Origin of the sequence: Siminovitchia fortis (assembly GCF_007681465.1) — a bacterium.
In the GTDB taxonomy this organism is placed as follows: domain Bacteria; phylum Bacillota; class Bacilli; order Bacillales; family Bacillaceae_C; genus Siminovitchia; species Siminovitchia fortis.
This window is the reverse complement of the sequence record NZ_VEKZ01000003.1, coordinates 75,513-99,738: the sequence shown is the minus strand read 5'-3', so window position 1 is coordinate 99,738 and position 24,226 is coordinate 75,513. Positions and strand designations below refer to the sequence as shown.

The 24,226-nt window shown below is 45.2% G+C and carries 22 protein-coding genes and 1 other annotated feature; of the genes, 8 read left to right on the top strand and 14 right to left on the bottom strand.

Annotation, left to right across the window (positions count from 1 at the left end):
* Positions 1-26 precede the first annotated feature (26 nt).
* Positions 27-1,601 carry a long-chain-fatty-acid--CoA ligase gene (locus FS666_RS02160; RefSeq protein WP_244943817.1) on the bottom strand — a complete coding sequence of 525 codons (1,575 nt, stop codon included), beginning with the start codon at positions 1,599-1,601 and terminating at the stop codon, positions 27-29.
* A 176-nt stretch (positions 1,602-1,777) separates the two neighbouring features.
* On the opposite strand from FS666_RS02160, the gene FS666_RS19635 reads away from it, so the two are divergent.
* From FS666_RS19635 to FS666_RS02140, 5 genes are all read left to right on the top strand, one after another.
* Positions 1,778-1,930, top strand: a complete 153-nt coding sequence (locus FS666_RS19635; RefSeq protein ID WP_186306435.1) for a hypothetical protein — start codon at positions 1,778-1,780, stop codon at positions 1,928-1,930.
* Positions 1,927-2,601: a response regulator gene (locus FS666_RS02155; RefSeq protein WP_144460090.1), complete on the top strand. Its 675-nt coding sequence runs from the start codon at positions 1,927-1,929 to the stop codon at positions 2,599-2,601. Before FS666_RS19635 ends, FS666_RS02155 begins: the two co-directional genes overlap by 4 nt.
* Positions 2,598-3,986 carry a sensor histidine kinase gene (locus FS666_RS02150; protein WP_144460091.1) on the top strand — a complete coding sequence of 463 codons (1,389 nt, stop codon included), beginning with the start codon at positions 2,598-2,600 and terminating at the stop codon, positions 3,984-3,986. Before FS666_RS02155 ends, FS666_RS02150 begins: the two co-directional genes overlap by 4 nt.
* Before the next feature lie 219 nt (positions 3,987-4,205).
* Positions 4,206-4,607, top strand: a complete 402-nt coding sequence (locus FS666_RS02145) for a hypothetical protein (protein ID WP_120070799.1) — start codon at positions 4,206-4,208, stop codon at positions 4,605-4,607.
* The gene (locus FS666_RS02140) at positions 4,607-6,739 is read left to right on the top strand and encodes an MMPL family transporter (RefSeq protein ID WP_144460092.1); all 2,133 of its coding nucleotides are present in this window, start codon (positions 4,607-4,609) and stop codon (positions 6,737-6,739) included. Before FS666_RS02145 ends, FS666_RS02140 begins: the two co-directional genes overlap by 1 nt.
* Before the next feature lie 15 nt (positions 6,740-6,754).
* Here the strand turns inward: FS666_RS02140 and FS666_RS02135 are convergent, their stop codons facing one another.
* Positions 6,755-7,537 carry a cytochrome c oxidase assembly protein gene (locus FS666_RS02135; RefSeq protein ID WP_144460093.1) on the bottom strand — a complete coding sequence of 261 codons (783 nt, stop codon included), beginning with the start codon at positions 7,535-7,537 and terminating at the stop codon, positions 6,755-6,757.
* Between the two features lie 168 nt (positions 7,538-7,705).
* Between FS666_RS02135 and FS666_RS02130 the strand changes: the two genes are divergently transcribed.
* Genes FS666_RS02130 through FS666_RS02120 form a run of 3 tightly spaced genes read left to right on the top strand, consistent with a single transcriptional unit; the run spans position 7,706 to position 9,653 of the window.
* Positions 7,706-8,077: a GntR family transcriptional regulator gene (locus tag FS666_RS02130; protein ID WP_120070790.1), complete on the top strand. Its 372-nt coding sequence runs from the start codon at positions 7,706-7,708 to the stop codon at positions 8,075-8,077.
* On the top strand, positions 8,074-8,970 hold the full coding sequence (locus FS666_RS02125) for an ABC transporter ATP-binding protein (RefSeq protein WP_144460094.1): 897 nt from the start codon (positions 8,074-8,076) through the stop codon (positions 8,968-8,970). Before FS666_RS02130 ends, FS666_RS02125 begins: the two co-directional genes overlap by 4 nt.
* Positions 8,967-9,653: a hypothetical protein gene (locus FS666_RS02120; protein WP_144460095.1), complete on the top strand. Its 687-nt coding sequence runs from the start codon at positions 8,967-8,969 to the stop codon at positions 9,651-9,653. Before FS666_RS02125 ends, FS666_RS02120 begins: the two co-directional genes overlap by 4 nt.
* A gap of 348 nt (positions 9,654-10,001) precedes the next feature.
* Here the strand turns inward: FS666_RS02120 and FS666_RS02115 are convergent, their stop codons facing one another.
* From FS666_RS02115 to ilvE, 12 genes are all read right to left on the bottom strand, one after another.
* The gene (locus tag FS666_RS02115) at positions 10,002-11,228 is read right to left on the bottom strand and encodes an MFS transporter (protein WP_144460096.1); all 1,227 of its coding nucleotides are present in this window, start codon (positions 11,226-11,228) and stop codon (positions 10,002-10,004) included.
* Positions 11,229-11,305: 77 nt separating this feature from the next.
* Positions 11,306-11,869, bottom strand: a complete 564-nt coding sequence (locus FS666_RS02110) for a TetR/AcrR family transcriptional regulator (RefSeq protein ID WP_120070779.1) — start codon at positions 11,867-11,869, stop codon at positions 11,306-11,308.
* A 221-nt stretch (positions 11,870-12,090) separates the two neighbouring features.
* On the bottom strand, positions 12,091-12,783 hold the full coding sequence (locus FS666_RS02105) for a TerC family protein (protein ID WP_120070777.1): 693 nt from the start codon (positions 12,781-12,783) through the stop codon (positions 12,091-12,093).
* A gap of 135 nt (positions 12,784-12,918) precedes the next feature.
* Entirely contained in the window at positions 12,919-13,506 is a 588-nt protein-coding gene (gene leuD / locus FS666_RS02100; RefSeq protein ID WP_144460097.1) for a 3-isopropylmalate dehydratase small subunit, read from the bottom strand.
* Positions 13,503-14,918, bottom strand: a complete 1,416-nt coding sequence (leuC, locus tag FS666_RS02095) for a 3-isopropylmalate dehydratase large subunit (RefSeq protein WP_144460098.1) — start codon at positions 14,916-14,918, stop codon at positions 13,503-13,505. The genes leuD and leuC overlap by 4 nt, the downstream gene beginning before the upstream one ends.
* A 10-nt stretch (positions 14,919-14,928) precedes the next feature.
* Entirely contained in the window at positions 14,929-16,029 is a 1,101-nt protein-coding gene (gene leuB, locus FS666_RS02090) for a 3-isopropylmalate dehydrogenase (protein ID WP_144460099.1), read from the bottom strand.
* 27 nt (positions 16,030-16,056) lie between these two features.
* Positions 16,057-17,601, bottom strand: a complete 1,545-nt coding sequence (locus tag FS666_RS02085; protein WP_144460100.1) for a 2-isopropylmalate synthase — start codon at positions 17,599-17,601, stop codon at positions 16,057-16,059.
* Positions 17,588-18,622, bottom strand: coding sequence for a ketol-acid reductoisomerase (gene ilvC / locus FS666_RS02080; protein WP_120070763.1), 1,035 nt, complete (start codon positions 18,620-18,622; stop codon positions 17,588-17,590). The genes FS666_RS02085 and ilvC overlap by 14 nt, the downstream gene beginning before the upstream one ends.
* Before the next feature lie 17 nt (positions 18,623-18,639).
* Positions 18,640-19,155: an acetolactate synthase small subunit gene (gene ilvN / locus FS666_RS02075; protein WP_120070760.1), complete on the bottom strand. Its 516-nt coding sequence runs from the start codon at positions 19,153-19,155 to the stop codon at positions 18,640-18,642.
* On the bottom strand, positions 19,152-20,873 hold the full coding sequence (ilvB, locus tag FS666_RS02070; RefSeq protein WP_144460170.1) for an acetolactate synthase large subunit: 1,722 nt from the start codon (positions 20,871-20,873) through the stop codon (positions 19,152-19,154). The genes ilvN and ilvB overlap by 4 nt, the downstream gene beginning before the upstream one ends.
* Before the next feature lie 269 nt (positions 20,874-21,142).
* Positions 21,143-21,390 (bottom strand) — a binding site (T-box leader).
* 2 nt (positions 21,391-21,392) lie between these two features.
* Entirely contained in the window at positions 21,393-23,057 is a 1,665-nt protein-coding gene (gene ilvD / locus FS666_RS02065) for a dihydroxy-acid dehydratase (protein ID WP_144460101.1), read from the bottom strand.
* An 18-nt stretch (positions 23,058-23,075) separates the two neighbouring features.
* Complete coding sequence (ilvE, locus tag FS666_RS02060) at positions 23,076-23,975, bottom strand: branched-chain-amino-acid transaminase (RefSeq protein WP_144460102.1); 900 nt, start codon at positions 23,973-23,975, stop codon at positions 23,076-23,078.
* Positions 23,976-24,226: the final 251 nt, after the last annotated feature.

The following is a 24,226-nucleotide window of genomic DNA, read 5'->3' as shown; positions in this document are numbered from 1 at the left end:
ATTTCTGTTTGGCTGCCATCATTATATCAGCTTTTTGCTGCAGGCGATACAAACTCCCGCAGCTTCACTTTCATGATCTTGCCGCTCGCCGTTTTGGGAAGCTCCTCCATGAAAGTGACGATGGTCGGGCATTTGAAATGCGCCAGTCTTTCTCTTGTAAAATCAATGATATCCTGCCCGGCCACTTCATGTCCGTCCCGCACAACAACAATGGCATGCGGAGTCTCCCCCCATTTTTCATGGGGCGCAGCTATGACCGCCACTTCTTTCACCGCCGGATGGTCGTATATGACATTTTCGATTTCTATTGTAGAGATGTTTTCTCCGCCACTGATAATAATGTCTTTTTTCCGGTCAACAATTTGGATGCGGTGGTTTTCATCCATCGTCCCCATGTCCCCTGTATGAAGCCAGCCATTGATAATGGTCGATTTCGTCGCCGCTTCATCTTTCCAATATCCTTTCATGACGCCGGGTCCTCTCACAATTACTTCTCCAATTTCTTTGCCGTTTTTTGCAACGTCATTTCCAAATTCGTCCACCACTCTAACGTCGGTTCCGATCATTTCGAGCCCAGTTTTGACTTTTAGCTCATAATATTCATCATCTGAAGCGCCTTCATCTTCGGATGAAATATAAGACGCCAGGCTCAATGGCGACGTTTCCGTCATTCCATACACCTGGTAAAATTCCCAGCCGATTTCTTCTTCCAGCTGTCTGATGAACGCTTTAGGCGGAGCGGAACCCGCAACAACAATCCTGACATTTTGGTCGATTTTCGGATTTACATTCTTATATTGATCCATAATGGATTGAAGTACTGTTGGAGCCATATGCATGACCGTGACCCCGTATTTTTCAACCTTTTCCAAGATCACCTTAGGATCGATCGCTTTTTGCATAATCTGGGTGGCGCCATTCGCCGTATAATAAAAGGGTGATCCCCAGCCGTTCACATGAAACATCGGTAAAATATGCATAAGGACATCACGGTCATTTACCCGCAAGTGATGCATGGTGGATAAAGCGTGCAAATAATTATTCCGATGCGTCAGCATGACGCCTTTGGGATTCCCGGTTGTACCGCTCGTATAAAGCAATGTGCTGACATCATCCTCATGCAATTCCACACGCGGGAAATCAGTTGAAGGAAAGGAAGAAAGCCAGGAGTCATAGGCAATAAGCCCATCCTTATCCTCTGGCAGACCATGAACAATAATCGTCTCAACCGTTTTAAGCTGATTGCGGACCGGTTCAATCAGATTTAACAGTACATGATCCACAAAGAGAACCTTACTCTCACTGTGATTTAAAATATAGACGTAATCCTTCGGTTTCAATCTCGTATTCAATGAAACCATTATGCCCCCTACCTGAAAAATCCCATAAAAACCTTCGTACATCTCGAGTGTGTTTGGAGCCAAATAAGCCACCCGATCCCCTTTTTTAACCCCGAGGGAAGCCAGTCCGAATGAAAGGCTGTTCACCCGCCCGTTCACTTCTTCATAGGTGTAACGCTTGCCATGTTCATCAATAATAGCCGGTTTTCTTCCGTACAAATGAACTGCCCGATCCAAAAATTGCGTCAACAAAAGAGACATCTGCAAATCCCCTTTCCACCAATTTATGAATAATCAAAATTATACCACAAATTACCCGAATTGCGAGAGGGGCATTTCCGCGTCTCCTCTTTTTAACTAATGCTTTATAATAAGAAAAGCGCAAGGCGCCCGTCTATCGGCGACAAGCATAAGACGAGCGCTGAAGAAGGCGTAGTTTGCCTTCATCAGCGATTGGCTTAATCCTTGCGCCGATGGCGCCTGAAGCTGGACATTACGTTAATCTTGTTCAGACGGAAAATTCAGTAAAATTTTATGCTTTCTTTAGCTTTGAAGAAAAAACTGTAGTCAAAAAGGAGCTGGCGACTTGAAAATACTCGTTGTCGATGACGACCCGCATATTTTGGAGCTTGTAAATATTCATTTAACCCAAGCAGGATATATCGTCCGAAAAGCGGCCAACGGTTCCGAAGCCCTTAAACTATTAGAGCATGAGATTCCGGATCTCGCGGTTGTGGATGTCATGATGCCGGGAATGGACGGTTATACATTGACGAAAACATTAAGGGCCGAAGCGGATATTCCGGTTCTCCTGCTGACGGCCAAGGGAGAACTGGAGGATAAGGAAAAAGGCTTTCTGGCAGGATCAGATGATTATCTTGTCAAACCTTTCGAGCCGAAAGAGCTGCTTTTTAGGATCAACGCCATTTTGAGAAGATATGACAAAGCGGTCGATATCTTGATCAAAGTGGGCCCCCTTACGATAAACAGGCAAAGCTATGAAGTGTCTGCCGGTAAAAAGGTGACCCTGCTGCCGCTGAAAGAATTTGAATTGCTGTCTGTACTCGCATCCCGTCCCAATCAGGTATTTACGCGCGAAATATTGCTCGAACGTGTTTGGGGCTATGACTATGAAGGTGATGAGCAGACTTTGAATGTACATATCAAAAGGCTTCGCGACAAGTTGAAAAAACTGGCCGAAAATGTCATTATCTCCACTGTTCGGGGAGTCGGCTATAAACTAGAGGTAACGAAAAATTGAAATCCCTTTACAGCAAGTTCGTTGTCTTTACGCTCGGAACGATGATTATGAGCGGGCTCATCGCTTTCTTAGCTGTCAACACCTACTATCACCAGCAGCTTAAAGGAAAAAATGATGAAAAAAACATGAAAATTGCTTTATCATTGGCTTCCTTCATTGAATCCGATAAAAACCTGGATTTGGAAGACTTTCTTCAAACCCAATCAGCTGCGGGCTATAAAATTTATGTTGTCAATGAGAAGGACGAAACACTGCAATATGGTGCTCCCTTTCGCGTCAACAATCTTTCCCGGGATGCCATCAGCCAAGTATTGGGTGGGGGTGCCTATCACGGGATGAGGGACCTTCCGACAGAAACGTTCGTAACAGGGTTCTTCTCGGACGAGCTGGCCAATACGGTTGGAGTCCCTTTCCGCCATAACGGAACGGACTATGCCCTTTTCCTCCGCCCTGACATCAAATTTCTTTTTACAGAGGTCCATTATTTGCTTGGCGGTATGGTTATTGTCATGACGATTATCAGTGTACTGGTTATGCTAACTGTCGCCAAAATGCTCATTGACCCCATTACCAAATTAACCGATGCTGCAAAAAAAGTGGGCGAGGAACAATTTTCCCCTGAACTGAATATTGATCGGCGGGATGAAATCGGGCAACTCGCCCAAAGCTTTCGAAACATGACGGAGCGGCTGAGTGAGAATGATCGCATCCGCAAGGAGTTTATCAGCGATGTGTCCCATGATTTCCAGTCGCCGCTTTTAAATATAAAAGGGTATGCGGAGCTGTTGACGAAAAGCGATCTTCCAGAATCGGAAAGACAAAACTATGCAGAAGTGATCCAATCCGAAACCGAACGTCTCTCTTCATTGACGAAACAGCTCATGCTTTTGACATCGCTGGACCAGCTTGTTTCACCGATTCGCAAAAAGGCCTTCCGGCTCGACGAACAAATAAGAGAAGTTACCTTGAGATACAGATGGCTCCTTGAGGAAAAAGAAATGTCATTATCCATGGATCTCGATAAAGCGGAAATCCTTGGAGACCCGGCCTTTTTGGAAAAGGTTTGGGAGAATCTTTTATCCAATGCTTTAAAATATACAGAGACCGGCGGTTCGATTGATATTACTTTGACAAAAAAAGATGATGGAGTGACAGTCGCCTATTGTGACAGCGGCATAGGGATAGAAGAGGAGCATATGGGCCGCATTTTTGATAGATTTTACAGAGCAGACGAATCGAGAACGAAGCAAATATCGGGGACGGGCCTTGGGCTATCAATTGTCCATCAGGTTGTTAATCTGCACGGGGGTTCTATCGATGTACAAAGGAATAAAGGTGAAGGTATGACATTTATTGTGAAATTGCCGACCTCCAATAGAAACTAAAAAGCCTGTAGAGAAAAACTTTCGCTTTCTTTATCAAACAATCCTTAACATGATTGAACAAGTGTTTAACAGGCTCGGCCGTAAGCAGTAGCCGTGGCCTGCTTTCAATTTGTGATGACAAAATCATAGCAAAAAATGATTTTTAACCTTCCGTTAATGTTCTGTTCATGTTCACTGCTTAGGATGAACATTAAATGAACAAAACAGGAGGAATGAATGATGTCACAAAAGAAATGGAGTATCCGATTCATTCGTATTGCAGCAATTTTTGGCTTAATAGGAACGGTAATGGGGTCACATATGGCAGGGTCCGGATCTTATGCATTCCGTCCGATCCACGCACATATTCTTTTGGTAGGCTGGTTATCGATGTTTGCATGGGGAGCCTTTTACCGGATGTTTGAGGTCAGGGCAGAAAAATTGGTCACATTCCATGGTTGGACAGCTATCATCGGTTCAATCGGTCTGACAGCGGGCATGTGGTTCCAATTCATCCAGCCGTTTGGTGTGAATAAAATATTCTCGTTGATCTTTTATATCGCTGGAGGTAGTATCCTTCTCCTTAGCTTTGCCTTGTTTATCATCGTGACATTTCTTACCGAGAAGGAAGTGAAACAATAATGGCTGATAGATTATTAAAAGGCAACCGCCTTTGGTGGTTTATGCTGGTGATTTGGGCGGCCCTTGCAGGCATCTTATCAAGTGCTGCACCCGGTGCCAAGGAGTTTGTGGCTGCGAATAAAGATGCAGGCCTCCCTCCGGATACCGAATCCATCATCGCCGACCGCCAATTGGAAAAGTATTTCCCAGAAGAAGGCGGACTGCCGCTGTTTGCTGTTTTTTCCAAGGAAAGCGGCCTGACGGATGATGAAATATTGACCTTTGCCCAAGTGGCCGAGGATCTGAAGGTGGATAAAAAATACGGAGACATCGAGACCATTCCATTATCCAAAATGCCTCCGGAAGTAAGAAATTCGTTTCTCTCAGAAAATAAAAGGACATTCTTCCTTCCTATCACGCTGCCTGAAAACCTTGAGGGTCGCGATTTGCATGCAGCAGTAGAGCAAATCAAGAAACAATTTACCGTGGATCATGACTTAAAGCTATCTTGGACGGGGCCGGCAGGAATCGCAGCAGACGCAGTCGAACTGTTCAGCCGGGCAGACATCGTCCTGTTGCTGTCAACCGTTGGGCTGATTTTGGTATTGCTTCTCATTATTTACCGTTCGCCGCTGTTGACTTTCATCCCATTGATCGGCGCTGCCATCGTTTACACGGTTGTCGATAAAGTGATAGGTCTGTCGATGAAAGCCGGATTGTTTGCCATTGACAGCCAGGCGGTTTCCATCATGACCATCCTTTTATTTGCAGTGGTAACCGACTATTCACTGCTCATATTCTCCCGTTATCGCGAGGAACTCCGTACCCATGAGAAGAAAGATGCGGCTATGCGCGAGACGATGCGCCATGTAAAAGAGCCGATTTTTTTCAGCGGAAGTACGATTGTTCTTGGTGTAGCAACTTTGTTCTTCGCTTTATATGAGCCATATCGGAACTTTGCTCCGGCGTTTGCAATCGCAGCAGCCTTCATGCTCGTTGCAGGCCTGACGCTGCTCCCGGCCTTATTCGCATTGACGGGCAGAAAGGCATTTTGGCCGGTCATTCCGAAATTCGGGGATGAAAAATCGGAGAAGAAAACAATCTGGGGAAAAATGGCCGACAAAGTGACAAAACGTCCGGCAGCTTTTTTAATCCCAATTGTTCTTCTTCTGGCACTTGCCGCATTAAATATGACAAAAATGGAAGAATCGTACGATTTAATTGCGTCCTTCCCGGAAGACTTGTCTTCCCGGATCGGCTATGAGCAGCTCGGGAAAGATTTTTCTGAAGGAAGTTTGGCACCGGGAACACTCCTATTCGTCTCAGATCGGAAGCTTGATATGCGGAGTTTGCAGTCAGCAATGAAGGAACTTGAGGACATCAAAGGCGTTGATCAGGTGACTGCGCAGGGACATCCCCTCTCTGCAGATGGAAAAAGCGCCAAGCTTTCATTGATATTTACTGGAAATCCATATGAACATGAAGCGCTGGATGCCGTGAAAAAAATCCGGGAAAAAAGCGGTAAAATTTTAAATGATGCTGGTTTAATGGATACTGAGCTTTTCGTTGCCGGAGAAAGTGCAAAAAATGCGGATCTCCGAGATATCAATAAGCGTGACACGATTGTGGTGCTGGTGTTGATGATCATCCTTATTTCCATCATGCTGGGATTACAGACCCGTTCCATTGTCGCACCATTATACATGATGGGGACCATCCTGCTCTCTTACGCAGCAACGATCGGCCTTTCATTATTCTTGTTTAAAATTTTCCTTGGCCTGGATGCCATCAGCTATCGTATCCCATTGTACGCTTTAGTGTTTCTTATCGCACTTGGCGTGGATTATTCGATCATGCTGATTGCAAGGATCCGAGAAGAGGTCAAAACAATGCCGTTTGCTGATGCAGTCAGAAGAGGCGTTGACCGAACAGGCGGCGTCATCAGTTCCGCAGGATTGATTTTGGCCGCAACCTTCCTTGTTCTTGCAACTATGCCGATCTATGAACTAAAATTATTTGGCTTCATCATGGCATTAGGGATTTTGATCGATACATTCATTGTTCGACCGCTCCTCATTCCCACTATATTGATGCTCCTTGGCAAATGGAGCTTTTGGCCAAAACGTGTGGTTGAAAATAAAAAAGCTGTTTAAAAACATGAAAAACCGTCATTCCATCCTGTGGAGTGACGGTTTTAATTTTAAGTGTTCCCGGCTTATTCTCTGGCTTCCAAGTCGTATTGCCGCCAGCAGACTGAATTTATGAAGCGCAAGCATCAAAATGCCGCCAAAGATTTGATCGGCTTTTGCATTGATTTGAAAAGGTAGCAAAGCTCCTGCCTGGTCGGCAGGGATGCATAGTTTTAACATCAGCTGACTGAACAATGGACTCGCATTCTGCCCATCCATCAATCCATTCAATATGAGCAATAGGCAGGCCGGCATTAATAAAATACCGCTCCACCATGAAAATCGATTCGGACCGGGGCCCGGTGTAATGACAGGAAGCCACATCAGACAAGAAAGGCCAAACAGGAGAAGTATGAAGCCTGTGTGGATAACTGGACTTTTATAAACAAATGGAACAACTTGGGGTAAATGATAAAGAAAGAACAATATTGAGAAGAGGATGAGGGCTGAAAAAGAAGATATGTTTCTTTTTTTCCATTTGTCTCCATTCCATGCGGGAATCCCGAACAGAAGAAGAGGCGGTACAAAAAAATAAAGAATGCTCATTTGCAGCATATGTGTACTGAATGAGAGGTGGCTGAGTACATACAGCGGACTTCCCATTAATAAGTAGAACAATCCAATGCCCGCATGAAACAGGCCAAACTTTTTCGGCCACACTTCTGAACGTTTTTTTGCCATAAAACAGTACATTGCTGATATGCATGCAAGGATCAACACGAGCGGCATATTCCAAGCAGCCAGGCCGCCCAGTATCATCATGATGTCCTCCCCCTTTCTCAAAACCCCTGCATCTATTCATTTTATTACGGAGCTTTCACACTTATGACTTCGCCCATTTTCAAATAATTTTCTACTTTGCATTGACTTTTCACCGCAAACGTTATATGGTTAGTTACATAAGTAACTAACCAATATGGTGGTGAAGCAGTGAGTAGTTTAATTGATGATGGGCGCCCTATTTTCATTCAAATTGCCGAGAGAATCGAAGATGATATTATTTCGGGCGGATTGGCAGAAGAATCTCAAGTACCCTCTACAAATCAGTTTGCAGCATTTTATAAAATCAATCCTGCTACAGCCGCGAAAGGAGTCAATTTGCTGGTGGACGAAGGAATTCTTTATAAAAAGCGAGGGATTGGCATGTTTGTGGCAGAAGGTGCACGTGCAAAAGTGATTGAAAAAAGAAAAGAGCATTTTTTTGAGCAATATGTGGTCACGATGATCCATGAAGCGAAAAAGCTTGGAATCACGACCGATCAATTGACTGAAATGATTCAGAGAGGAGAGGGGCAGGATTGAAACATATTATTGAGGCCAACCGCCTGGAGAAAGCATATGGCGATTTCACAGCTGTCCGAAACGCCAGCTTCACTGTTCAAGAGAATAAAATTTATGGGCTTCTTGGCCGAAACGGGGCTGGAAAAACCACCTTGATGAAGATGATCACAGCTCAAATCATTCCGACAAGCGGAGACATAAAAGTTTTTAATGAAAACCCTTATGAAAACAACAAAGTGCTTAAACAAATATGTTTCATTAAAGAAAGCCAAAAATACCCGGATAATTTTCTTGTCAAAGATGTGCTTGACGTATCAAGGTCACTTTTTCCGAATTGGGATGCTGACTTTGCATACTCACTAATAGAAAGCTTTAACCTTCCCGTCAATAGAAGAATAAAGAAGCTTTCGCGCGGAATGCTGTCGGCCGTAGGCATTGTTGTCGGCCTTGCAAGCCGGGCACCGCTGACGGTCTTTGATGAGCCGTATTTGGGGCTTGATGCCGTATCGCGCGGAATTTTTTACAACCGGCTAACGGAGGATTATGTTGAACATCCGCGCACAGTAATCCTTTCCACTCACTTGATCGATGAAGTCAGTAATTTACTGGAGCACGTATTAGTCATTGCGGACGGCGAGCTTACCATTGATGAAGATGCGGAGAAACTCCGGGGGATGGCTTACACGGTTACCGGCAAAGCGGCCATAGTCGAAAAATTCCTTGCAGGAAAAGAAGTCGTTCATCAGGAACCGTTTGGAGGATTGCTTTCTGCTACAGTCATTCGGAATGATCACTATTCCGGGCAAAACCAGGCGGAATCACTTGATCTTGAAGTGACTTCGGTATCGCTGCAACAGTTAATCGTCTATTTGACAGGCGGAAAGCGCGACCAAAAAGGAGCGGTGGCCAAATGAGTATCCAAAGCGTGCTACACATTCATAGAAAAGACAAATGGGGTTGGCTCTATATCCCATCCATCATTCTCTCTTCAAGCTTTTTTGTTAACTTGATCGTCAGCCTGCTGATCAATAATGATGAAGCGTTTTACACGGGGGGCGTCACTTCCATTTTTGTTTATGTCTTTGTAATGGGCATCTTGGTCGTCGTACAGTCTTTCCCGTTTGCAATCGGGATGTCTGTCACCAGAAAGGATTATTTCATCGGCACTGTTTTAATGGGTCTGGCAGCATGCTTTATCCTCGGCACCTTGATACGTATCTTCGCTTTGATCGAGAACAGAACCAGTGGCTGGGGAAATAGGTTCCATTTTTTTCACTTCCCATATTTGAATGACGGTACCTCATTTTTCCAGCAGTTGATTATGTATGTGATCCTATTCAGCTTTTTATTTTTCCTTGGATTTCTGATTGCAAGCTTTGCCCGGCGTTTTGGCGGCAAAGGAATGCTACTCTTATCGCTGGCCGTTTTACTGATTGGAAGTGTCACTGTGTTGCTGTTCCATCAGTTTCATGTTTGGCCCGATATCTTTAAATGGTTCTCAAACCAAACAGCAGTCGGGCTTTCCTATCGGCTCATTCCAGTTGTTCTTTTCAGTATGGCTGCCTCCTATTTGCTGCTCCGTAAAGTGTCTGTTTGATCAAAGGCGCAAGCGCCTGCTTATCGTTGTACAGCACAATAAGCGCGAAGTCTGCCAGTCGATAGGCGCTGGCCGCCTTAATGCGCCACGTCCTGTGGCGCCGGCGGCACTGGGACCTCCTGTCCGTCGATCATCAAAATAAGAAAAACGAATATTATTTTTTTCATTTTTTTCCTACTTTCAAAAAAAATAATCAGTTCGCACTAACTTTTAAAATACACCAAAATGAATACACGGCATAGTCATTTTCTGCATTCTTCTGTAGATCCGCTCTTAGGAAATAGTAAAAAAGCCTTGGGCATCTCCATTCCCCCCAAGGCTTTTAAAAATTATTACATAATGAAATGTTTAATCCATTCTTTGAACGGTTTCTGCCGATGGCACACACTCCAGGTTCCCCATGCTCTTCTTCCTCGTTAAAGAAAGCCCATATGTGGAAAGGATGACGGCTCCGCTTGCAATGAAAATCGTAACTTTCGAAGTGAATACATCCGTCAGCACTCCTCCCACAAAGGGGCCGATGATGGCAGCGACGGCAAAAAATATATTAAATAAGCTGTATAAAGCTCCGTAGGAGTTTTGCTCTCCCTCTTTTTGTGTGTTGCCAAGCATTGTTAACGTAGGAGATACGGCGAGTCCCATGCTTGCCCCTAAGAATAGTAAGGCGATAACCATCTGTAAGGTGGATTGGGCGATAACGACGAAAGGCAGGATGAGCCCTGCAAGCAGCAAACCGACCAGCACAACCCGGCTCGGTGTGTATTTATTGATCAGAAATCCTGATACCGGAGCCATTATTCCATAAGCCAACGTGATTACTCCAAACATTAGGCCTATGAAAAATGAATTCCCGGTAAAAGTACCCGATAAATATATCGGCAAAATCGGTTCCAGCATCGTCATGATTCCTTCGCCAACCACCATGATGGCCAAGATCCAAACGACTTCACGCTGTTTTAACAGATCCACAACCTTCTTGGACGCCTGAACAACCGCCTTATGCTCATCCTGCAGGTAGAAGACCGCCAATATCATGACAATGATCAGCATTACTGAAGCCGTATAAAACGGCGTTGCATATCCTCCAAACTCAATGAGAAAGCCGCCAATCGGCGCTCCCAATAATGTTCCTGCAGACATGCTTGTCATGGCAACCCCCATGGCAAACGCCCGCTCCTTTTTGACGAACATATCAGCTAGGAGAGCAAGCGATGCGGTCCAGGTTGCCGCCGAAGCGACACCTTGCAGCCCCCTGGCAATAATCAGCATCTCAAAATTGATGGGATGGGCAAATACGATGGTCGCGATAGTCAATCCAATCAGCCCGATAACAATCGGCTTTTTCCTGCCGATCCGATCTGTCAATTTTCCAAAGTATGTGGTGAAGATCAATAAAGTAATGGAATAGCTGCTGAACAATATACCGATCATAGTCGGCGAAGCTTTGAAATTTTCTTCATAATAAGGCGTCAGCGGTATGATGACGCTATATAGCAGCATGTCTAAAAACAAAATCGTGATGGCAAACATTAACCCGAGTTTTTTTTTCACACTCATTTGTTTAATAAAATTCATTTTACACCTCTATAAAATTCGAAAACTATTTAGGTTTTGTTAGTTTTTTAAAGAAAATTAAACCGCCGAGACAACTACTAAGGCTCGGCATTTTCCTCAACCATTCCAAACAATAACACATTCACAATCCCATTCATTGCCTCTTGGACGGTGATCCTGTTTTCCCAAATGAAACGCCGGTCCAACGTTAGATTCGTAGCATCAATAACCAACCGCATAAGCAATTCAACATTTTGATCTTTAATGAGGCCTTCTTCAATACCCTGTTCAAGCAGTTTTTTTAAAGCCTCCCACTCATATAGAGAATTATTCATTTTTTCCCACTGCTTAGGGTAATACCTTTTCATCTGTTCAAGTATTTGCAGATCATAAAATTCATCGTACTTCGGAACGACCATAATCGCCTCTTTAATTTTTTCCAAAAGCGTTAAGCTGCTGTCTTGAATAATAGCTTCCGTTTTTTCATCAAATTCTGTGATCGTTAAATCTATAATAGCGTCCAGAATCTCAACTTTGGAAGAAAAGTGCTCATATAAAGTGCGTTTACTGATGCCCAATCGTCCTGCTAAATCATCCATCGTAAACTTAATTCCCTTGTCTTTGACTTCATCAACAAAAGCCTGCATAATCCGATCTTTCATTGAAATACTCCTTTGAAAACCATTTAAACAAAAAAAGTTTTATTAGTTTAATTGATATTTCTTATTATACAGGCAAAAAGTTGGGGCCGCAAGGGGTATTATAACGACAAAAACATCCCCGGGAAAGAAATATCTTTCAATCGACTTTCCATCTTATGGTGAAATAAACAAAAAATCCCCTTCGATCAGAAGTAAGGGACTTATAGTGTGGTCCTATTTCATCAAAACTTCCTATGTATAATGATTCGATGGTGCTTAATATAGGAAATCAGGCCAATGACCACAATGATAATGACGGCGCCATTAGCAGCGGTATTTACGATGTTGACCTCTGGTACAAACTCGTCAGCATAATTGATCCAGCCTTCTATCCACGGATCCTTTGCCATTGACATAATGGCATTTTGAGCAATAAATCCCCCCGCAACCACGTTGATCCAAGGAATAGCGGCAGCCAGTTTTATAATGAGCCGTAAAAAATAGAGAGAGATTAAAAGACTGCAAAAAATTCCTATTGAAATGATGGGGATATGATCGGAAATGTTTGATACGATGAGAACCCCGTCCCAGCAGATCAAAAAGTCAGTTGCAGCCAAAGCGGCTAATATTTTTATTTTTTGAAGCAGGAATATGGAACGCGATGATCTTAATGTTTCTACACCATAAATCAGTTTTGTTACAAGCTTATAAGATATAAAAAGCAAAATGAGTCCAGTCAGAAAATGAAACATCGGGACATCCGACAGCCCCTCCACGACACAAACATATGCTGTCCGGGTAATCGTCAACATAACGGCCGCAAGAAAAGTAACTTCAAAATAAGAGTGCCTTCGCAAAACGGCTCCAAGAATCAGCATGTTATCAATATCGCTCACAAGGGTCATGAGAAACACTTGAAGGAAATCTTGGATCATATAGGACTGGTCTCCTTATTTTCCATTTCACTAATTTGTATGTGGAAAAGCCCGAATCATTCCTAAAGGCTCGCATTTGGGGCAATTAAGGAAATAAGAAAAATGCCCGCAGGGCTGATGCCTGCGGACATATTGTTATTTTGCTATAGAATTCTCATATGCTGCAATTTTATCTTCCAGCTGCAATGTCAATGCGATTTCATCCCAGCCGTTTAATAGCATTTGCCGGCGGTATGGATCAATGGAGAAAGTATACGTTTTTCCATTCTCTGCCTCAATCGTTTCCGTTTCCAGATTGACGATAATCTTCAATGGTTTTTCTTTCCCTGCCTGAAGAAGTTCTTCAATCTCTGTTTCTTTCAATTGTATTGGCAGAATGCCATTTTTAAAGCAGTTGCTATGGAAAATATCGGCAAAACTCGCAGCAATGACAACGCGAAAGCCGTAGTCTCCCAAAGCCCATGGCGCATGCTCGCGGGAAGAGCCGCAACCGAAGTTTTCCCGGGCTACAAGAATCTCACTGTTCTTATATTCCGGCTTGTTTAAGACAAAGTCGGACTTTTCCGTACCATCGTCATTGAAACGCCAGTGATAAAATAAAAACTTCCCGAACCCTGTCCGTTCAATTCTTTTTAAAAATTGTTTCGGAATGATTTGGTCCGTATCGACGTTCACGCGGTCTAAAGGTGTAATGACGCTTGTTACTTCTTTTATCGGCCTCATGCGTGAACCTCTCCTTTCATCATATGCCTTACATCAACGAATCGGCCTTCAACAGCTGCAGCTGCAGCCATTGCCGGGCTGACAAGATGCGTACGTGATCCGTTTCCTTGGCGTCCTTCAAAGTTCCGGTTGGATGTAGAGGCGCAGCGTTTGCCTGCAGGTACCTGGTCAGCATTCATCGCAAGACACATACTGCACCCTGTCTCCCGCCATTCAAAACCCGATTCTAGGAAAATTTTATCCAAGCCCTCTTCCTCAGCTTGCGCCTTTACAGTACGGGAGCCGGGGACAACGATGGCTGTTACCCCCTCTTTGACTTTTCTTCCTTTCAGCACTTCAGCCGCCGCTCTTAAGTCTTCGATGCGAGAGTTTGTGCAGGAGCCGATGAACACATACTGAATATCCACATCGGACATTTTCATGCCGCCGTCCAAGCCCATATAGTGAAGAGCCTGCTCGATGGATTCTTTTTCAGAGTCGCTTGCCGCATCTTCCGGTTTAGGAATGCTCTGGGAAATCCGGACACCCATGGAAGGATTTGTTCCCCATGTCACGAATGGTTCGATTTCCGAAGCCTCAATTTCGATCACTGAGTCATATTCAGCATCTGCATCAGACGCTAGCTGTTTCCACTCTTCTACTAACTTATCAAACTCTTCTCCTGACGGGACATGCTCACGGCCTTTCAAATATTCGAATGTTGTTTCGTCTGGGCTGATCAGGCCTGCTCTTGCCCCGGCTTCGATGGACATGTTGCAAACGGTCATGCGCTCCTCCATCGTCAAATTGCGGATGGCTTCGCCTGTGTATTCAATGACATGCCCCGTTCCAACGTCAACACCATGCTTGGCAATGATCGCTAAAATCAAGTCTTTTGCAGTAACTCCGGCACCAAGTTTGCCGTTCACTTTGACTTGCATTGTTTTCGGCTTTTGCTGCCATAAAGTCTGCGTAGAAAGAACGTGTTCCACTTCACTCGTTCCGATTCCAAAAGCAAGAGCCCCGAAAGCGCCGTGTGTAGAAGTATGGCTGTCTCCACACACGATTGTTTTTCCCGGCTGTGTTAAACCAAGTTCAGGGCCGATGACATGGACGATTCCCTGGTCAGGATGGCCCACTCCTGCCAACGGCACCCCAAATTCCGCACAATTTTTCTCCAGCGTAGTCATCTGTGTTTTGGCAATCGGATCTGTTACCTCTTCATTCGTTCTTGTTGGAACGTTATGATCCATAGTGGCAAACGTAAGATCAGGCCTTCTCACTTTACGGCCGTTTAAGCGAAGTCCCTCAAACGCCTGCGGAGATGTTACCTCGTGGACGAGGTGCAGATCGATATAAATGAGATCCGGTTTTGACTCTTCACTATGAACAACATGTTTTTCCCAAATTTTTTCAATAATTGTTTTGCCCATCTTCCACACCTCACTGATACGCTGCTAAAATATGGTCTGAAACTAGTTCACACTCAATTTCGTTAATGACTTTTTCCGTCATTTCTGTCGTAGTCAATACTTTTCCGCCTTGGGTTTTAAACTCACCTGTGCCAAATCCGGCTTCCAATACTTTTTTGACTGCTTCTTCAATGGCATCTGCTTCCTGGTTCATGCCAAATGCCGTTCTCAGCATCATGGCACCGGATAAAATGGCTCCCAGCGGATTCGCTTTGTTCTGTCCGGCAATATCGGGAGCAGATCCGTGCACCGGCTCATACAGGCCGAATCCGTCTGCACGAAGGCTTGCTGAAGGGAGCATTCCAAGCGATCCGCAAATGACGGAAGCTTCGTCGCTTAAAATATCCCCGAACATATTCTCAGTTACAATTACGTCGAAAGAAGCTGGAGAAGTAATCAACTTCATGGATGTCGAATCCACGAGCATATGCTCATATTCCACGTCAGGAAATTCAACCGCAATTTCTTCCACAATTTTTCGCCATAGACGGCTTGACTCCAACACATTGGCTTTATCTACCGACGATACTTTCTTCTTGCGGAGTTTCGCCAATTCGAATGCAAATCTGACAACGCGCTCGATCTCTTCGCGTTTGTACACTAATGTGTCAACTGCTTCTTCATCCGTGTGATAGCTCGGTTCCCCGAAATAAAGGCCGCCTGTCAATTCCCTGACGAATACCAAGTCGACGCCTTCTGCAACTTCCTCCTTTAAAGGAGAAGAGGAAAGCAATGTTTTGTATGCTTGCACGGGTCTTAGGTTCACACTTAATTCAAAGTGCTTGCGAAGTTGAAGAAGCCCTTTTTCCGGCCGCAGTTCCTTTGGATAATGATCCCATTTCGGCCCTCCGATTGCTCCGAGTAAAATTGCATCACTTTCTTCGCATTTCCTGATGGTCTCTTCAGGAATCGGGTGACCGGCCTGGTCAAGGGCATCTCCGCCGAGTAAGCCATGCACCCACTCAAATTCGTGATGGAAGCGGCGGCCGATTGCATCCAAAACAGCCGTTGCCGCATTCGTTACTTCTTTGCCAATACCGTCTCCGGCGAGTACAGCTACCCGTTTCTTCATCCCGTTTTCCTCCTAATTTGTAATATTTTAAACTGATGTTGAAATAAGCTGTTTCATTTTCGATTGAAGCAAGTTTCTGTTAATGGCATTCAAGTAAGCTTTCGCAGATGCTTCCAATACGTCCTGTGCTGCTCCCCGGCCTGTAAATTCTTCGCCGTTGAATGTAAGGTTGATGACTGCTTCACCAAGGGCATCGCGGCCTTTGCCGATGGAAGAAACTCTGTAATCCAACACATGGACTTTTCCATCAATGATACGCTCAAGTGTATTGAAGATGGCTTCGACGCTTCCCGCTCCGTTGCAGGCATCTTCCAGTATCCTGCCGTCGGGCACTTTGACGCGGGCAGTGGCCATTGGGCTGTCCTCCGTACCGTAATGTACTTGAACGGATTCCAGTTCATAGATGGCAGCATCTTCATCTTTCAATTGCTGCTGGGTCAAAATGGTCCAAAGATCTTCAGATGTAATTTCTTTTTTACGGTCAGCCAATTGCTTGAATTCTTTAAATGCCTGATTGAGTGCTTCTTTGTCAAGCTGGAATCCCATGGACTTGGCACGGTCATTAAAGGCATGGCGTCCTGAATGCTTTCCGAGTACCAAGTTGTTTGATTCTTCGCCGATCAATTCAGGTGTGATGATTTCATAAGTTGTCGGCTCTTTCAAGACACCGTCCTGGTGAATGCCCGATTCATGGGCGAAAGCATTTTTACCGACAACAGCTTTATTCGCCTGGATTGCCATACCAGTCAACTGGCTGACAAGCTGGCTTGTGCGCTTAATTTCATTCAAGGTCAAACCCGATTGAATGTCATACGCATCTTTTCTTGTGTAAAGAGCAACCGCGACTTCTTCCAAGGCAACATTGCCTGCCCTTTCGCCAATACCGTTGATGGTTCCTTCCACCTGATCCGCTCCGTTTTCAATGGCGGCCAGAGTATTGGCTACAGCCATTCCCAAGTCGTTGTGGCAATGGGTTGATAATTTCACCTGATCGACATTCGGAACATTTTCCTTCATGTACTTGAACATGGCCCCGTATTCTTGGGGTGTTGCATATCCGACTGTATCAGGAAGGTTAATGACCGAAGCGCCTGCTTTAATCGCCTGTTCCACGATATGGGCAAGAAAATCCGGGTCTGAACGGGACGCATCTTCTGCAGACCATTGAACGATCGGGAAAAACTGTTTTGCGTATTTGATCGCCTGAACTGTTGTTTCGACGACTTGTTCAGGTGTCTGTTTCAATTTATAAGTCATATGGATGGGCGATGTCGCAATGAAGACATGAAGTCTTGGGCATTCAGCCACTTTTAGGGCTTCCCATGCTGCATCGATGTCTGATTTGACAAGGCGTGCCAATCCGGTGACAGATGAATTTTTGATCGTGGAAGCAATCTGCCTGACTGCATCCAGGTCGCCAGGAGAGGCGGCGGGGAATCCCGCCTCCATAACGTCCACTCCAAAGCGCTCCAGCTGCTTCGCTATTTCAAGCTTTTCGGCTGTGTTTAAGTTGACCCCTGCCGACTGCTCTCCGTCACGAAGCGTTGTATCAAAGATGTCAATTTTTCTCACTAGTTACCACTTCCTTGCCGGCTTTCTTTTTGCCTGCTTTGACAAACGGCATCATTTCACGAAGTTCTTGACCGACTTTTTCAATGAGGTGCTCACTTTCACGTTGGTTGATGGCGTTGAATTCAGGTCTGTTCAATTGGTTCTCAAGCAGCCAGCCTTTTGCAAACTTTCCTGTTTGGATATCATCCAGGATGTCTTTCATGCGCTCTTTTGTATCAGCATCGATTACACGCGGGCCGGATACAAAGTCTCCCCATTGCGCTGTATCAGAGATGGAGTAGCGCATACCTGCCAATCCGTCTTCGTACATAAGGTCAACGATCAATTTCAATTCGTGCAGGCACTCAAAGTATGCCACTTCCGGCTGATACCCAGCTTCTACGAGTGTTTCGAAACCCGCTTTTACAAGAGCTGTCGTACCACCGCAAAGAACTGCCTGCTCTCCAAAAAGGTCTGTTTCTGTCTCTTCTTGGAAAGTAGTTTCCAATACGCCTGCACGGGCGCTTCCGATTCCTTTTGCATAAGCCAAAGCGATGTCTCTTGCATTTCCTGAAGCGTCTTGGTAAACAGCGAACAGAGCCGGTACGCCTGCACCTTCCTGGAATGTACGTCTTACCAAGTGGCCAGGACCTTTTGGTGCTGCCATGAATACATCAACGTTTGCTGGTGGAACAATCTGGCTGAAGTGGATGTTGAATCCATGGGCGAATGCCAATGCTTTTCCTTCAGTCAATTCCGGTTTGATTTCATTTTCATAGACAACTGTTTGTCTTTCATCCGGAAGAAGAATCATGATGATGTCCGCTTGGGAAGCTGCATCCTTGACAGTGTATACTTCGTGTCCGTCTTCTTGAGCCTGCTCAAAAGACTTACCTGGTCTTACCCCAACGATTACGTCAAATCCGCTTTCTTTCAAGTTGCTTGCATGTGCATGTCCCTGGGAACCATAACCCATGATTGCGATTTTCTTTCCTTGCAGTACTGCCTCATTGATTTCGTTATTGTAGTAAACTTTTGCCATTTTAAATCCATCTCCTTTTATAATTGTAAAATTGATAATTGTGGTGCGTCTTGCTTTTGCTGCTCCCGGACAAAGGCGGTTGCCCCTGTCCTGGAAATGTCCTTGATTCCATATGGCTTCAATAGTTCGATGAATGCTTCGACTTTTGAAGGTTCGCCAGTGACTTGGACGGTGATGATATTTTTTCCAATGTCAATGACGGTTGCCCTGAACGGTTCGATAATGCTGTATACCTCGCTGCGAACCGGCGGCGGGCAAGACACTTTGATCAGTGCCAGCTCCCGGGTCACCGCTTTGTCGGTAATATCTGTCACTTTCAGTACGTCAATTTGCTTTTGCAATTGCTTTGAGAGCTGCTCCATTTTGGCCGGATCGTCGATCGGAACAATCAGCGTCATTTTGGAAATATTTGGGTTTTCTGTAGGCCCTACTGAGATGCTCTCAATATTGAATTGTCTTTTTGAAATCAGCCCGGTAATTCTGTTTAACACGCCGCTGTTATTGTTGACTGTCAAAGATACAACGCGTTTCATTCTCCCACCCCGATCATTTCATGTAGTCCTGTGCCTGGTGCAACCATTGGATATACATTCTCATCCTGTACGACGCGGCAGTCGATCAAAACCGGTTCCTTGCTGTTCAGCGTTTTTTCAAATACTTCCTTGGCCTCTTGCTCAGTTTCAACTTTATATCCTTTTATTCCATACGCTTCAGCCAGCTTGATGAAATCTGGCTGGTCAGGGATGAGGGATTGGGAATATCGCTCATCGTAAAATTTCTCCTGCCATTGGCGTACCATTCCTAGGGCCTTGTTGTTTAAGATGACAATTTTGATTGGAAGATTTAATTCTCTGACAACAGATAATTCCTGAAGACACATTTGGAATCCGCCATCACCTGAAATGGATACGACCGTTTTTTCAAGATCGGCCAATTGGGCGCCGATTGCTGACGGGAAACCAAAGCCCATCGTGCCAAGCCCTCCTGATGTAACCCAATGGTTCGGCCCGTTGAATCCGTAATATTGGGCGGCCCACATTTGATGCTGCCCAACGTCCGTTGTAACGATGGCATCGCCGCCGGTCATGTCATGGATCATTTTGACGACATGCGGTGAAGAAAGCTCATTTTCGTTGGAGACCGGTTTTTTAAACGGATATTTCTCCTTGTATTCCTGGATATGCTCAGTCCAGGAAGAAATATCAGGCAATTTGAAGTCCATTTCAACAAGCTGTTTCAAGACTTCCTTCGCGTCCGCAACAATCGGGATTTCTGTCGGAACATTTTTGCCGATTTCCGCCGGATCGATGTCGATATGGGCGACTGTTGCGTTCGGTGCAAAATGTTTCAGGTTCCCGGTCAACCGGTCATCGAAACGCGCTCCGAAGTTGATCAGCAGGTCGCATTCCGTGATGGCCATGTTGGATGCGTACGTTCCGTGCATGCCAGCCATTCCCAGGAATTGCGGATGGTCGCCGGGAATGCTTCCAAGGCCCAGGAGAGTATTTGTAATCGGAAACCCGGTTTTTTCGACAAATGCTTTTAAATCATCGGCGCCTTTTGAAAAAATAACGCCCGCACCGGCCAAGATAAGCGGTTTTTTAGCTGCCGACATGACATTGGCAAGTTTTTGAAGCTGTAAATAGTTCGGCTTCGTTGTCGGCTGATAGCCCGGCAAATGAAGCGGTTCATCCGGGTATTTTCCGGCCGTTTCTGTTGCGATGTCTTTAGGGATATCAATCAATACAGGACCGGGCCTTCCGCTATTGGCGATATAGAACGCCTCTTTGATGATGCGTCCAAGATCTTCAAGCTTCTTCACTTGGTAGTTATGTTTTGTGATCGGCATTGTAATTCCGACAATATCGGATTCCTGAAATGCATCTGTTCCAAGAACAGGACTTGCTACCTGTCCTGTAAAGATAACAAGAGGAATGGAATCCATCATCGCATCTGCGATACCTGTAACCAGGTTGGTGGCACCCGGTCCGGAAGTTGCGATGACAACACCCGGTTTACCGGTTACCCGTGCATATCCTTCCGCTGCATGGATGGCCCCCTGTTCATGTCTTGTCAAAATGTGTTTGATGGGGTTCTTATATAATGCATCGTAAATCGGAAGTACGGCGCCCCCCGGGTAGCCGAAAATGATTTCTACGTTCTCTTTCTGTAATGCCTCAATAAACAAGTCTGCCCCTGTCTTCACTTGTTCCTTCACGGCCGTGTCTGATTGTTGGCTGCCTGTTTTCATCGGGAAACCTATGCTCACCACTAGCGCCTTCCTTTCAATTTTTATTTTTTAGTGTATTTGCTAAATGTAAATATCCTAATTTCTTTACAACTTAAGGAATTGTGTCTAGCTCCAGGCGCCATCGGCTCGAGGTCACAAGCCGAATTGCTGTGGTGGCTGAAAAGCCGCCTCCTCGCAATTCGTCTTGTGCTTGTCGCCGATAGGCGGGCGCCTTGCGCTTTTCTAATAAAAAAAAGTTTTTTCAGCCCACACAAAAGGAGAACCTTTTATGCAGGGATGAAAAAACTTTCATGGTACCACCCTACTTTACAGTGTCAATCACTGACTTAAGAACAGCTTTCGTGCTGTTCATTGATAACGGGAACTCCTAAGCATCCCCGTGAATTCCTAGTCGCTTTCGCTTTCAGAATTCCGGCTCCAAGGCGATGTCGCGAATGACTGCATTGCCGGCTTCCAGCATGACCGGCTCTCTGTAAATGCAGGGCTTCACCCACTTTTTCCTTATCATTGCCTTCAATTTTATATTTTCATGACTCCGCCTGTGCTTGCGGATGTAACTAACTTCGAATATCTTGCCAAATATCCTTTTTTAATTTTCGGTTCAAACGGTTTTAATTGCTTTTTCCGTTCGGCCAATACTTCATCATCTACGAGCAATTGAATGGTACGGTTCACCAAGTCTATGAAGATTTCATCGCCGTTTTCAACCAATGCAATCGGTCCGCCTTCGGCAGCTTCCGGTGAAATATGTCCGATCGAGATGCCGCGTGAAGCTCCGGAGAATCGCCCGTCGGTGATTAATGCAACTTCTTTCCCGAGGCCTCTTCCGGCAATGGCCGATGTAGGAGCGAGCATTTCCGGCATTCCGGGTCCGCCTTTTGGCCCCTCGTAGCGGATGACCACTACATGGCCTGCCTGGACAGTTCCGTCGTTGATGCCCTTTTGCGCATCTTCCTGTGAGTCGAACACAATCGCTTTCCCGCGGAAAGTTTTAATGGACGGGTCGACCGCTCCTACTTTGATGACTCCGCCGTTTGGAGCGATATTTCCATAAAGGATGGATAATCCCCCAACTGGACTATATGCATTTTCCTTCGGCCTTATGACTTCAGGATTTTTAATCACATTGTCTTTTACATTTTCGTAAACCGTTTTGCCTGTGACTGTCATACGGTCCGCTTCAACCGCACCCATTTCACATAATTCGCGGATGATGGCACTGATTCCGCCGGCATCATGGATGTCCTGCATCGTGTAGTCTGAAGCCGGTGCGATTTTCGCCAAATATGGGACTCTTTCCGCAACTTCATTGATTCTAGATAAATCGTAATCTATTTCTGCCTCGTGTGCAATAGCCAATGTGTGTAAAACGGTATTGGTTGATCCGCCCATTGCCATGTCAAGCGCAAATGCATCGTCAATCGTGCGTTCGGTGACAAGGTCTCTTGGTTTGACGTCTTCTTTTACCATCCGGATCAAATGGCGGGCAGCTTCTTTGATCAGACGGTGCCTTTCATCTGAAGTTGCAACAATTGTGCCGTTTCCGGGAATGGTCATACCCAGCATTTCCATCAAAGAGTTCATGGAGTTGGCTGTGAACATTCCGGAACAGGAACCGCATGTCGGGCATGCGTTTTGTTCAATGTCCAATAGTTTTTCGGCCGTCATTTTTCCGGCATGATAGGCACCGACGCCTTCGAATACCGAAGTCAATGTTAACGGTTCTCCCTCGGAAGACGTTCCGCCTTCCATCGGTCCGCCGGATACAAAGATTGACGGAACATTTGTCCTGAATGCAGCCATCAACATGCCGGGTGTGATTTTATCACAGTTCGGAATGTAGAAGACCCCGTCAAACCAGTGTGCGTTAATGACTGTTTCAGCAGCATCCGCAATCAATTCGCGGCTCGGGAGTGAATAGCGCATGCCGATATGTCCCATCGCGATGCCATCGTCCACTCCGATTGTGTTAAATTCAAACGGTACCCCGCCTGCTTCCCAGATCGCTTCTTTGACAACTTCCGCAAAGACATTCAAATGTTTATGTCCCGGAATAATATCAATATATGAATTACAGACACCAATAAATGGTTTGTCCAGATCTTTTGTTTTAATACCGGTAGCATAAAGCAAGCTTCGGTGAGGGGCACGATCGATCCCCTTTTTTATCATATCACTTCGCATCGTCATCCCCCTCTAATCTTAGCTGACATGTAATGATTCGCTGTAAACTTTTACTCCATCTGTCAAAGTTACTTCCCGAAAAGCTGCAAGCAGATCTTTTGTCACAGGACCCGGCCTGCCTTCTCCGATGACACGTCCGTCCACTTTTACAACAGCAATGACTTCCGCTGCCGTTCCTGTCAGGAAGACTTCGTCCGCTGTATAAACGTCATGTCTTGTGAACATCGCTTCTTCAACTTCATAGCCTTTCTCTTCCGCAATCTCGATGATGGTATTTCGGGTAACCCCCACGAGCGCACCGACATGCCCCGGAGGGGTTAACAGCTTATCACCTTTTACTAAAAATATATTATCAGCGGAACCTTCAGCCACGTACCCTTGGTCATTCAGCATTAATGCTTCTTGTACGCCGGCAAGGTTTGCTTCTATTTTTACGAGAATATTATTTAAGTAGTTTAAAGATTTAATCATTGGATTGAGTACATCCGAACGGTTGCGCCGGGTGGCCACTGTTGCGATTTCGATTCCTGAATCGTACAATTCTTGAGGGAAAATCCGAAGCGGTTCGGCAATCACAATCACAGATGGCTTCCTGCAGTTTGCCGGATCCAGTCCAAGATCTCCGACTCCACGAGAAACGACCAGGCGAATATACCCATCTTTCAGATTATTCTTTCGGAGAGTTTCCACAAGAATTTGTGTCATTTCCTCCTGAGTATACGGTATATCAATCATAATGGATTTTGCGGATTCATAAAGGCGGACAAGGTGCTCATTCAGGCGAAAAATATTGCCGCCATAAGAACGGATTCCTTCAAAAACACCATCCCCATACAAAAATCCATGGTCATATACCGATATAACGGCTTCTTCTTTATTCACATAGCTGCCGTTGAGGAATATCCACTGCTCACTCACCTTTGTTCGCCCCTCTCGCACATTTGTCGTTTGTGGATGTAATATATTGTTCCTAATCATAACGCTGATTATTTGTTTCGTCAACCATTTTTCAGAATCTTGTAGCTGTTGGAAAACCGGCAAAAAAACCTGTATCCGTTTACATTGCGGTCATGCCAACGTTCTCCATTTTGAGCATTTTTAAATTTTTTTCAGCGGAATTTTCAGTCTGCAAATTATGGAGTTCTGCGTCCGTATTTCTACTGGATTCG